The sequence below is a fragment of the Polaribacter sp. IC066 genome (assembly GCF_007997085.1).
GTDB lineage: Bacteria > Bacteroidota > Bacteroidia > Flavobacteriales > Flavobacteriaceae > Polaribacter.
In genome coordinates, this window is the sequence record NZ_VORR01000019.1 from 16,428 (window position 1) to 28,976 (window position 12,549).

Here is a 12,549-nt window from a genome sequence, read left to right on the forward strand (position 1 = left end):
TTACAATCTAGGCAATAATTATAGGACGGCACGCGAAATAAAATTAAGTAATTGTAAAGTTATTTAGAGTTTAATAAGACATATTTCATTGCTTTTGCCTTTAACAAACATTCTTCATATTCATTTTCAGGATTCGATTTTGCGGTAATAGCACTTCCAACCGAATACGATATGTACTTTTTTTCTTCATTATATAAGATGCTTCTAATGATTACATTAAAATCAAAATCTCCTTCAGGAGTAAAATAGCCTACTGTGCCAGAATACAAACCACGCTTTGTTTCTTCTAAATGTTCTATAATTTTCATGGCAGAAACTTTAGGAGCACCAGTCATGCTTCCCATAGGGAAAGTGCTTTGTAAAACGTCTATAGGGTGTGTAGTTTCGTTAATTTCAGAAACCACTGTAGAAATCATTTGATGCACTTGTTTAAAAGTATATACTTTACAAAGTTCTTCAACTTTTACAGAACCTATTTTTGCAGTTTTAGATAAATCGTTTCTTACCAAATCTACAATCATTACGTTTTCTGAAAGCTCTTTAATATCTCTCGATAAATCAGAGGCAATTTTATCATCATCAATTTTACTCCGTAAACGTTTTGCAGTGCCTTTTATGGGTTGAGAAATAATTTTGTTTCCTACTTTTTTAATATATCTTTCTGGGGAAGCAGATAATACATATTGATGCTCTATCTTTAAAAAAGTAGCAAAGGGAGGTGTAGAAATTTCGTTTAAATGGTGGTAAACTTTTAGCGGATCTATAGTACTATTTTCTGCGTAAAATTCTTGACAAAAATTGGCTTCATAAATATCACCTCTTTTAATATGTTCTAAAACGGTGTTTACTTTTGCGTAATATTCGTCTTTATGAATTCGTAGTTTTATTTTAATGTCATTTGCTAATTCTTGAGGGTTGGAATCTTCATGTTTTTTAATGGCTTCAAAATCATCTTCAATTTCATTATCGACCATTTTTAAATACTGAAATTCAATGGTATTTCCTTTGATGAAAAATAATTTTTGCGGCTGAAAAAAGTGGACATCAGCAAAATCTAATCCATCAAAATTTTTAGAAGAAAGTTGTTCTACATCATTTTTTACATCATAAGAAATATATCCAAAAATATAATCTTTTGTAATGGTTTGATATTCTTTTAACTTCTCAAAAGCATTTAAATAATCTGTCTTTATAGCCGTAAATTCTTCGACCGCCAAAGCACAATCAAAACTACTATATTGTTGTTTATAGGTATTAGAATCTAACCACAAAACAGTTTCAAATTGTTGCGCCCAAGGCAATAATCGTTTTTTGAATTCTGAAATATCATCCACAGAAAAACTTCTTATGGTTCTTTGCATACTGGTGTAAAAATATTTGAAAATTTTTAAAATAAAAAAGACCTCACAGATGTATGCTGAAGGTGATTCAGTATGTAATCTGTGAGGTCTGTAATTCTATAAATTTGTTTATGCATTTAACGGTTTCCCGTCCCAAGCAGCTTTTGCAGCTTCTTTTACAGCTTCAGAATAGGTTGGGTGTCCATGACAAATTCTTGCCAAATCTTCTGCAGATGCTCTAAATTCCATCGCTACAGCAGCTTCCATAATTAAATCTGCAACACGTGCACCCACCATGTGAACGCCTAAAATTTCGTCTGTATTTTTATCAGCCAAAACTTTTACAAAACCATCAATATCTCCACTTGCTCTAGATCTACCCAAAGCACGCATTAGAAATTTACCTGCTTTAAATTCAATTTTAGCTTCTTTTAATTCGGCTTCAGTTTTACCAACAGAAGCCGCTTCTGGCCAAGTATATACAATATTAGGAATTAAATTATAATTGATATGTGGTTTTTCACCGGCTAAATATTCGGCAACCACAACACCCTCTTCTTCCGCTTTGTGCGCTAACATAGCTCCTTTTACGACATCACCAATAGCATAAATATTGCTAACATTGGTTTGTAAATGATCGTTTACAGAAACTTGTCCGCGTTCGTTTACTTCTAAACCAACTTTGTCTAAACCTAAACCTGCTGTATATGCTTTTCTTCCTACCGAAACCAAGCAATAATCACCAGAAAACTCTATTTCTCTATCTTTTTTATCCGTTGCTTTTACAACAATAGTTTCGCCATCTCTTTTAACAGAATTTACTTTATGACTCGTTGCAAATTTAATTCCTTGTTTCTTAAATACTTTTTGTAATTCTTTAGAAACATCAGCATCCATTCCAGGAACAATTTTGTCCATATATTCAATAACAGTAACTTTTGCACCCAAACGCACATATATAGAACCTAATTCTAAACCAATCACACCACCACCAATTACGATTAAATGTTTCGGAATTTCTTTTAGTTTTAACGCTTCTGTAGAGGTAATAATTCTATCTTTATCAATGGTGATAAAAGGTAAATTTGCTGGTTTTGAACCCGTTGCAATGATAATGTCTTTCCCTTCAATTATTTCTGAAGAGTCGTCATTTTTGGTTATTTTAACGTGTGTAGCGTCTTCAAAAGAGCCTATACCTTCAAAAACATCAATATTATTTTTGTCCATTAAAAACTTGATTCCACCGGTAGTAGTTTCTACAACATTCGCTTTTCTTGCTACCATTTTTGTAAAATCGACTGTTGGTTTTTCAACGGAAATTCCGTGCTCTTCAAAATGATGAACAGCATCATAGAAATGATGAGAAGAATCTAATAATGCTTTTGATGGAATACATCCAACATTTAAACAAGTGCCACCTAAAGTTGCATATTTTTCTATAAGCGCTACTTTTTTTCCTAATTGTGATGCTCTGATAGCAGCAATATACCCTCCAGGACCAGAACCAATTACAATAATATCGTATTTCATGAGATGTTTTTAAATGAAAATCAAACAAAAATAAGCATATTTTTATAGAATATTGGTAGAAATCATTAGTTTTACATTCTTATAGATCTTTAAATTTGTTTCATGAAAATTCTTAAAAAAATAGGAATCGTTTTAATAATAGCACTGGTAGTTGCACAATTTTTTAGTCCTGAAAAAAATGATGGAGAACGAGATACCGTAAATGCATTTATTGCAGAAACGAATCCGCCACAAGATGTTTTAAAAATTTTGAATACTACGTGTTTCGATTGTCATTCTTCTAAAACCAATTATCCTTGGTATAATTCTATGACACCCGTAAATTATTGGTTAGATAGCCATGTGAAAGACGGAAAAAAACACTTAAATTTTTCTGATTGGAACAATTATTCTTTAAAAAAGAAAGAGCATAAAATGGATGAGTTGCACGAAGAAGTGGGCGAAAAAGAAATGCCTTTAAATTCGTATACTTGGACGCACGCTGAAGCAAGTTTAACGCAAGAACAGATTGATGCTGTTGTTAATTGGGGTAAAATTGTGCAAGAAGATTATAGAGCTCAAATGGGTGCAAAATAATTGAGCCAATCTGTTTTAATTATTGGAACCGTTTGGGTAGAACCGAATTCGTCTGCTGCTGGCAGTAGAATGTTGCAGTTAATTGAGGTTTTTTTAAAACGAAATTGGACGGTTACTTTTGCGTCGGCTTCTCAAAAATCAGAAAAGGCAGTAAATTTAACTTCTTTAGGAGTTGAGGAGGTTTCTATTCAATTAAACTCGTCTTCGTTTGATGATTTTATTAAGAATTTAAGCCCAACAATAGTTGTTTTTGATCGTTTTATGACAGAAGAGCAATTTGGTTGGCGCGTTGCAGAAAGTTGTCCAAATGCTATCCGAATTTTAGATACCGAAGATTTACATTTTTTAAGAAAAGTAAGACATCAACAATTAAAAAAAGGAGAAGATTGTACCAACGAAGCCTTGTTAAATTCTGAGAATGCAAAAAGAGAGATTGCCGCTATTTTAAGATGTGATTTGTCTTTAATTATTTCTACGTATGAAATGGATGTATTAAAATCGGTTTTTAAGATTGATGAACACATTCTTTATTATTTGCCTTTTCTGTTGGATAAGATTGATGCAAGTCAAATTACAAAATGGAAGTCTTTTGAAGAAAGAAATCATTTTATATTTATAGGTAATTTCTTTCATAAACCTAATGTTGATGCCGTCATTACTTTAAAAAAAGAAGTTTGGAGAACTGTAAGAAAGTTGCTGCCTAAAGCAGAAATTCACATTTACGGTGCGTACATAACTCCTCAAATTCAACAATTACAGGACAAAAAAGAAGGCTTTTTAATTAAAGGTTTTGCAGAGAATTCTAAAGAGGTTGTAACAAATGCTAAAGTGGTTTTAGCGCCTTTGCGTTTTGGTGCGGGTATAAAAGGAAAGTTAACAGAAGCGATGATTTGCGGAACGCCAAGCGTAACCAGCTCAATTGGGGCAGAAGGGATGTGTGGTAACTTGCCTTGGAATGGTTTTATTGAAGATGATTTTTCTGATTTTGCATGCATCGCTACAGAACTTTACACAAAGAAAAATGTGTGGCAAAATGCACAAGAAACAGGAATAGAGATTATAAATGAAATCTATGATAAAGATAAAATTAGTCCGTTTTTTATCAAAAAAATACAAGAAATACAACAAAATTTAGAGCAACATAGAACGCATAATTTTTTAGGAAATTTAATACAACATCAAACACTACAAGCTACAAAATATATGAGTAAATGGATTGAGGCTAAAAATAAGTAGGCAGTTTTGATGACATAATCGATGCTATATTACAAACAGATTTACTAAAAGTTAGAATCCGTAATGTAATCTAACGGCAAAGAATTCCCAAATTTTTCATAAGACCAATAGCCTTCATAAAAAGTAGCTAAAGGATTTATTAAAATACCATTTCTGTCTAAAAATATATTTTTTTCTAAAGGGATTAACGAGGACGTTTGCGGCAGTGGTTCTCTTTTTTTGCTAAAAGCATTTCTTGTAATATAGCGCAGTTCTTCTTTTTCTTTAGTATACACAATGCTTAAGTTATCTTTAAAAGAGAGGTAAAAAGCCTCATTTTTAAAAGTAATAATATCGTCTTTACTCAATTTAGATTTATATAAATAATCGATAAATTTAGGCAATTGAATTTTTTTTAACACAACCATTGCGCTGTCTAATGCACTCTTCGGTCTTTTAATATCCGTATAAAAATTAATTTTCGTGCTACTTAAACGTACTAGTTCTTTAGCTTTCTTGATCACAGTATCGGTTGGTCTTTCTGGGTTCAGAACTCTTTTAAATTGATTTACAATAAAGCCATCTTCTGTAAACGAGTTGTTTAATACGGCTTTGTAAAAATGAATTACAGAGCCATTAAACGCTTTTAATCGATTCTTTTTCCATTTTTTCTGTTTTCGTTTACCCCCTTTTAATTCTTGATAACGAGAGTAGCCTAAATAGGTAACTGTGTTTTTATTTCTGACAAAACTCTCTAATTCATAGGTGATTAAATACCCTAACCCTTTGTGCTTTAGTTGTAAAGGTTTCTTTGCATACGCTGTTAAAATATTTTTATTGGTATTAAAATCAAAATATAAAACATGCGGATTAAGAAGTATACATTTTTCAGATAATTCGGTAATACCAATAAAATCTTGTTTAAAAGCAGTTAAATTGTACTGCCAGTCCTCATCGTAAATTACTTTTTTAATGGTAATTTCATCCAAAAGATCATAGGTTTCCTCTAAATTAAAAATTAAAGGTTTGTTGTATTCTGTTGTGTTTAATGCATAATTAATTTTCTTAAAACCTAAATAAGAAATGATCAAATCATATTGCCCTTCTTTTACAGGAATAGAAAATTCACCATCGGTATTTGTTGTCGCGCCCAACATGGTGTTGTTTAAATATACAGCAACACCTTCTAAAGGTTCGTTTACTTGATAAACTTTCCCTTTTATGGTAATTTGTGCTAAACAAATGGAGGTTACAAAAAGGCAGACGAACAAAAATCGATTTTTCATTTGATAAAAATAATCAAAGAAAAATCGATTTTATAAAATTTAATGTTAATTAGTGTTTAGCTAATTAAAGAAATATCAGCATTCAGTCTCGGTTTTTAGGAACTGTTTGTAGTCAGATAAATACTGCAAACTGCCACTAAAAAAGCAATACTAAACCAAACCTGCTCTTTTTAATAAAGCATCTGGTTTTGGTTCTTGTCCTCTAAAACGTTTATACAATTCCATCGGCTTTTCAGTTCCACCTTTAGATAAAATAGTGTCTTTAAATTTTGTTGCTACTTCTTTATTAAAAATTCCTTTTTCTACAAAGTATTCAAAAGCATCTGCATCTAAAACTTCTGCCCATTTATACGAATAATATCCAGCAGAATATCCTCCTTGAAAAATATGAGAAAAAGCGGTACTCATACAATTTTCTGCAACATCAGGATATAATTTTGTATCTGCAAAAGCAGCGTTTTCAAAGTCTTTTAAAGATTTTATTTCTGACGGATTTTGTGAGTGCCAACTCATATCTAATAAGCCAAAACTTAATTGACGTAATGTTTGCATGCCTTCATGGAAACTTGCAGATTCTTTAATTTTTTCTACAAATTTCATAGGTATAACTTCACCCGTTTCATAATGTTTTGCAAACAGCTCTAAAGCTTCTTTTTCGTAACACCAATTCTCTAAAACCTGACTTGGTAACTCTACAAAATCCCAAGAAACAGATGTGCCTGATAAACTGTTGTATGTTGTGTTTGCTAACATTCCATGCAACGCATGCCCAAACTCATGAAACAAGGTTGTTACTTCATTAAAGGTTAATAAAGATGGTTTTGTTGCAGTTGGTTTCGTGAAATTACAAACGATAGAAATATGAGGTCTTTCATTGATGCCGTTTTTAATTTGTTGCGATTTATAAGAGGTCATCCAAGCACCATTTCTTTTTCCTTTCCTCGGATGATAATCAGCGTAGAAAACAGCAACAAAATTCCCTTTTGTATCGGTTACATTATAAGTTTTAACATCTGGATGATATTTGTCAATCGTAGAAACTTCTTCAAATTTTAAATCATATAAACGATTTGCAATTTCAAAAACACCATTAATTACGTTCTCTAATTTAAAATATGGTTTTAAGATTTCTTGGTCTAAATCGAAGATTTCTTTTTTTAACTTTTCTGAATAATAAGCGCCATCCCATTTTTGAAGCTGATCAATTCCGTCTAATTTTTTAGCGTAATTTTCTAAATCCTTAAATTCACGTTCGGCAGCAGGTTTCGCTTTTTCTAATAAATTGTTAGAAAACTCAATTACTTTTTCTGGCGTTTCTGCCATTCTTTCTTCTAAAACAAAATGTGCGTGGGTTTTATAGTCTAATAAATTTGCTCTTTGATGGCGTAAATTTACAATTTCTAAAACTACTTTTTCATTATTAAATTCGTTGTTTTGAAAAGCTTTTTTACCAGCTGCAATTGCCATTTTTTTACGCAACTCTCTGTCATCTGCATAGGTTAAAAACGGAATGTAACTTGGGTAGTCTAATGTAAAAATATAGCCTTCTTTTTCTTTGGATTTTGCAACTTCTGCTGCCGCTTCTTTTACAGATTCTGGCAATCCAGAAACTTCCTTTTCATCTGTTAAATGCATTTCAAAGGCGTGGGTTTCTGCTAAAACATTTTCTCCGAATTGTAATGATAATTTAGAAAGTTTTGCATCAATTTCACGAAGTTTATTTTTATCAGCATCTTTTAAATTGGCACCATTTCTAGCAAAACCCTTGTATTGTTTTTCTACTAACATGTGTTGCTCAGAGGTTAAATCTAAAGTTTCTTTGTGATCAAAAACAGATTTTACTCTTTTAAAAAGTGCTTCATTTAGGGTAATGTCATTTCTAAATTCGCTTAACCAAGGCGATACTTCTTGGGCAATTTTCTGAATTTCATCCGAAGTTTCTGCGGAATTTAAATTAAAAAAAACACCATTAATTCTGTTTAACTGTTCGCCAGAAAAATCTAAAGCAACCGTTGTATTTTCAAAAGTTGGTGCATCTGCATTATTAACGATTGCATCAATTTCGGACTTTGCAATTTCAATTCCTTTTTTAATTGCGGGTATATAATGTTCCGTTTTTATTTGAGAAAACGGCGCTGTATTAAAATCTTGTAAAAGTGGATTCATTTTGTGTATGTTTAAACCTCATAGGTTTTAAAAACCTGCGTGGTTTTGTTGTCATTAAATTTATTGATTTATTTTCTTACACGTTTAGAGGCTTGCTCAACTTTTAGTTTTAAGCCTTCTTTGTACGCAATTATTTTATCTAAAACACACTTGTCTGATGTTCCGATAATTTGTGCAGCTAAAATACCTGCATTTTTGGCACCATCTAGAGCAACGGTGGCAACAGGAACGCCACCTGGCATTTGTAAAATAGATAAAACAGAATCCCAGCCGTCAATAGAATTCTTGCTTTTTACAGGAACGCCAATTACAGGTAAAGGACTCATACTTGCCACCATTCCCGGCAAGTGTGCAGCGCCACCAGCACCCGCAATAATTACTTTTATACCTCGTAAATGCGCGTTTTTAGAATACTCAACTAACTTGTCTGGTGTTCTGTGAGCAGAAACAATATCAACTTCTATCTGAATATCAAAACTTTCTAAAATATCGATTGCCTCTTGCATTATTGGAAGATCTGAATCGCTTCCCATTATTATTCCTATCATACTCTTTATTATGCTAATTTTTTTCTATTTATTTTGTTTTTATCAACGAAATCAAAATCAGTCAAATAATTTAAATTTTGTTTTTAAGACTACTTACTTTGAGATCACTCTAATCGTTTCCTTCACTTTTTGCGCAATTTCTCTGGCTTTATCAATATCAGCATTTATAATGGTAACATGACCCATTTTTCTGAAAGGGCGGGTTTCTTTTTTTCCGTAAATATGCGGAGTAACACCATCAATCTTTAAAATTTCTTCTATATTTTGATAGACCACATCACCAGAAAACCCTTCTTCACCTACTAAATTTACCATAATTCCGGCAACTTTACTGTTAGTATTTCCTAAAGGAAGATTTAAAATAGAGCGTAAATGTTGCTCAAACTGATTGGTGTAACTGGCTTCTATAGAATAATGACCAGAATTATGAGGTCTTGGTGCAACTTCATTTACTAAAATTTTATCGTCTTCTGTTTGAAACATTTCTACGGCTAGCAAACCAATAAAGTCTAATTTACTGACTACTTTTAAAGCCAATTCTCTTGCTTTTTCAGCAACTTTAAAATCGATTCTTGCTGGGCAAATTACATACTCTACTTGATTTTCTTCTGGATGAAATTCCATTTCTACAACAGGATATGTTTTGGTTTCGCCCGCTTTATTTCTTGCCACAATTACAGCCAATTCATTCTTAAAAGGAATTAGTTTTTCTGTAATACACTCTACATTTGGCAAGTTTTCTAAATCTTTATTGTTTCTAACAATTTTTACGCCAGTGCCATCATAACCAAAACGTGCGGCTTTCCATACAAAAGGAAAACTGATGATGTCATTTTCATAAGAATGTTTTAATTCTTCTAAATACGCATAATGAGAAAATGCTGCCGTGGGTATTTGATTGTCTATATAAAAATTTTTCTGTTTGGCTTTACTTTGAATAATGCGTAAATTTTTAGGTTTCGGATAAATGCTTAATCCCTCTTCTTCTAGTTTATCTAGCGCATCTAAATTTACATTTTCAATTTCTATGGTTAACAGATTTACGGTTTTACCAAAGTTATAAACGGCATCAAAATCTAATAAATCTCCTACAACAAAAGTATTGCAAATTTTTGCACAAGGGGCATTTTTATTGTTGTCTAAAATTGAAGTATGAATGTCTAATTTTTGAGTTTCTGCCAATAGCATTCTGCCTAATTGACCGCCACCTAAAATACCTAATTTAAAATCTGAAGAGAAATAGTTTATCACGTTGTAAAGTTTTGTGTTTAGCAAAAATAATCATCTAAAGGACAGAAAGCTACTAAAAATTACTGATTCGAATCGAACTTCCGTTTTTTGTAACTCTATATTCAATTGCGGGGCATTCAAAACCATCCGTTTGTGGTGCACCACCAAAATCTACACTATATGTACTTTCATGACAAACACATTTTAAAAGTCTGTTTTTAAAGGTCATTGGAGTTACACATTTATTTTGCGGACATAATCTATCGAAAGCTACAAAACCATTGTCAAAGCCGTTTTTATTAAAAAGTAAAATTCCTTTAATTCCGCCAGGAAGTTCTGCAAAACCACCCGGAGTTTGTGCATTTATCAACGAAGGATTGTTTAAATCTGTATTAAAACTCAAGTTAACAGACCGAATACAATTGGTTAAATTGGTTGTGTCTGAACAGTTTATAAAGAAACAGAAACAAACTAAAAGCATTATTTTTTTAAACATATAAGCGTTGCGTTTTATATAAAAACGATGACAAGTTACAAATATTTTGTACATTTGTAAACCAATCTCATTGCTAATTTAGGCAATGGGATTTTTTTTAGGCAGTGGGATTTTTTAAATTAAAAAACTATGAGTGACATATCTTATTATTCGGAAGCAGGATTAAAGAAATTGAAAGATGAATTGGTACAACTTGAGCAATATGAAAGACCAAGGGTAACCCAAGAAATTGCAGATGCAAGAGATAAAGGTGATTTAAGTGAAAATGCAGAATACCATGCAGCAAAAGAAGAACAGTCTCATTTAGAGTTTAAAATTGCAAAATTAAAAAATGTAATTTCTAATGCACGTATTTTAGATGAAAGTCAGTTAGACACCACAAAAATATTGATTCACTCTAAAGTGAAAATAAAAAATGCGGCAAACGGAATGGAGTTCGCTTATCTTTTAGTTGCCGATTCTGAAACAGATGTTAGAAACGGAAAATTGTCTGTAAACTCGCCAATTGGTAAAGGTTTATTGGGTAAGAAATTAGGTGATGTAGCAGAAATTCAAGTGCCAAACGGAATTATGAAATTTGAAGTTATAGAGATTTCTAGGTAAAAAAAATATTTGGCTTTTGGCAATTAGTCATTAGCAAATTGCCAAAAGCTAAAAAAATATGAGTGTATTCACAAAAATAATTACAGGAGAAATACCAAGTTACAAAGTTGCAGAAGATGACAATTTTATTGCGTTTTTAGACATCAACCCAAACGCAAAAGGACACACTTTGGTGGTTCCTAAAAAAGAAGAAAATAAGATTTTTGATTTGTCAATAGAGGAATATAGAAACTTAATGGATTTTTCTTATCGCGTTGCGAAAGCGTTAGAAAAAGCAGTTCCTTGTAAAAGAATCGGAATGAGTGTAATTGGTTTAGAAGTGCCTCATGTTCATGTGCATTTAGTGCCTACAAATAAGATGGTAGATATGCAGTTTACAGATAAAGTAAAAGTGTCTAGTGAAGAATTTGTTGCTTTGGCAAAAAGTATTTCTAGTGAATTTGAGTAGGTAGTTATAGTGCGTTTATTAAAAAAAAATGAAAATCAAGAAAATAAATGGCATTATTTAAAATTGAGAAATCTTTTGAATATATAAAGGAAAAACCTTTTCGACTTGAAAAAGAAATTCAAGATTTGACAGAAAGAAATTTAAAGACAATTCTCGGACTTGACTTTGTGAAATCTGAATTTGCCCTAAATAATTTTCGAATTGACACGCTTGCGTTTGACAAAGAAGCAAATGCTTTTGTAATAATTGAATATAAGAGAGATAAGAACTTTAGCGTAATTGACCAAGGTTATGCTTATTTATCATTAATGCTAAATAATAAAGCAGACTTTATTTTGGAATTTAATGAAAATCTTGACAAAACACTCAAACGGAATGACGTGGATTGGTCACAATCAAGAGTTTTATTTGTTTCACCAGCTTTTACTAATTATCAACGTGAGGCAATAAATTTTAAAGACTTACCTATTGAACTTTGGGAAGTCAAAAGATTTGAAAACAATACTGTTTCTTACGAACAAAGACAAAAACCAGGAGCTCAAGAAAGTATAAAAACTATTTCAAAAACCGACCATACAATAGACAGTGTTGCGAAAGAAATTAAAGTCTATTCGGAACAGGAACATTTGGAAAACGCAAGCGAAGAAATAAAGGAATTGTATGAGAAAATGAAAAATGCAATTCTGAATTTTGACAACATAGAAGTTAAACCAAAAAAGAAATATATTGCTTTTGTTTCAGGGAGAAATGTAGTTGATATTCATCCGCAAAGAAAAGCTTTGAAAATTTGGATTAATATGACAATTGGAGAACTTGACGACCCGAAAGGAATTACAAGAGATGTTTCTTCAACTGGACATTGGGGAAATGGAGATTATGAATTACAAATAAAATCGGACGAACATTTAGAATATATTTTGAGTTTGATTAAACAGTCAATTAAGAAAAATAAAAAATAACGAAATGCTAACATCGTACAAAATTAATTGCTTTGGTTTTGGCTTATTTAGGAAAGTCCTAGCTGACTTTCTATGATTTATTTATTAAACTTAGTGCTTAACCACAGCAACTAGTCTTGTACAACAACGTTATAGTGCGTTTATTAAACTAA

12 protein-coding genes are annotated in these 12,549 nt (G+C 31.7%); 5 read left to right on the top strand and 7 right to left on the bottom strand.

Annotated elements, in window-relative coordinates:
- Positions 1–59: 59 nt before the first annotated feature.
- Complete coding sequence (locus tag ES044_RS08310) at positions 60–1,361, bottom strand: anthranilate synthase component I family protein (protein ID WP_147118993.1); 1,302 nt, start codon at positions 1,359–1,361, stop codon at positions 60–62.
- A gap of 108 nt (positions 1,362–1,469) precedes the next feature.
- Positions 1,470–2,870, bottom strand: coding sequence for a dihydrolipoyl dehydrogenase (gene lpdA, locus ES044_RS08315; RefSeq protein WP_147118992.1), 1,401 nt, complete (start codon positions 2,868–2,870; stop codon positions 1,470–1,472).
- A 102-nt stretch (positions 2,871–2,972) separates the two neighbouring features.
- On the opposite strand from lpdA, the gene ES044_RS08320 reads away from it, so the two are divergent.
- Complete coding sequence (locus tag ES044_RS08320; RefSeq protein WP_147118991.1) at positions 2,973–3,446, top strand: heme-binding domain-containing protein; 474 nt, start codon at positions 2,973–2,975, stop codon at positions 3,444–3,446.
- Positions 3,447–4,682 (top strand): glycosyltransferase, encoded by a 1,236-nt coding sequence (locus ES044_RS08325; protein WP_147118990.1) that lies wholly within the window; start codon positions 3,447–3,449, stop codon positions 4,680–4,682.
- Between the two features lie 44 nt (positions 4,683–4,726).
- On the opposite strand, the gene ES044_RS08330 is transcribed toward ES044_RS08325, so the two are convergent.
- The 5 genes from ES044_RS08330 to ES044_RS08350 all read right to left on the bottom strand — a co-directional run bounded on the left by ES044_RS08330 (position 4,727) and on the right by ES044_RS08350 (position 10,294).
- On the bottom strand, positions 4,727–5,947 hold the full coding sequence (locus tag ES044_RS08330) for a carboxypeptidase-like regulatory domain-containing protein (RefSeq protein ID WP_147118989.1): 1,221 nt from the start codon (positions 5,945–5,947) through the stop codon (positions 4,727–4,729).
- A gap of 150 nt (positions 5,948–6,097) precedes the next feature.
- Positions 6,098–8,113, bottom strand: a complete 2,016-nt coding sequence (locus tag ES044_RS08335) for a M3 family metallopeptidase (protein ID WP_147118988.1) — start codon at positions 8,111–8,113, stop codon at positions 6,098–6,100.
- A 68-nt stretch (positions 8,114–8,181) separates the two neighbouring features.
- Complete coding sequence (gene purE, locus ES044_RS08340) at positions 8,182–8,661, bottom strand: 5-(carboxyamino)imidazole ribonucleotide mutase (protein WP_147118987.1); 480 nt, start codon at positions 8,659–8,661, stop codon at positions 8,182–8,184.
- A 93-nt stretch (positions 8,662–8,754) separates the two neighbouring features.
- Entirely contained in the window at positions 8,755–9,912 is a 1,158-nt protein-coding gene (locus tag ES044_RS08345; RefSeq protein WP_147187010.1) for a 5-(carboxyamino)imidazole ribonucleotide synthase, read from the bottom strand.
- 52 nt (positions 9,913–9,964) lie between these two features.
- On the bottom strand, positions 9,965–10,294 hold the full coding sequence (locus ES044_RS08350) for a phosphoribosylaminoimidazole carboxylase (RefSeq protein WP_223813546.1): 330 nt from the start codon (positions 10,292–10,294) through the stop codon (positions 9,965–9,967).
- Between the two features lie 222 nt (positions 10,295–10,516).
- Here ES044_RS08350 and greA point away from each other — a divergent pair, with 222 nt between their 5' ends.
- The 3 genes from greA to ES044_RS08365 are packed head-to-tail and all read left to right on the top strand — an operon-like array spanning position 10,517 to position 12,397.
- Positions 10,517–10,990: a transcription elongation factor GreA gene (gene greA / locus ES044_RS08355; protein WP_147118984.1), complete on the top strand. Its 474-nt coding sequence runs from the start codon at positions 10,517–10,519 to the stop codon at positions 10,988–10,990.
- Between the two features lie 58 nt (positions 10,991–11,048).
- Positions 11,049–11,438 (top strand): HIT family protein, encoded by a 390-nt coding sequence (locus ES044_RS08360; protein ID WP_147118983.1) that lies wholly within the window; start codon positions 11,049–11,051, stop codon positions 11,436–11,438.
- A 47-nt stretch (positions 11,439–11,485) separates the two neighbouring features.
- A complete protein-coding gene (locus tag ES044_RS08365; protein ID WP_147118982.1) occupies positions 11,486–12,397 on the top strand; it encodes a DUF5655 domain-containing protein in 912 nt (303 codons plus the stop codon).
- Positions 12,398–12,549 lie beyond the last annotated feature (152 nt).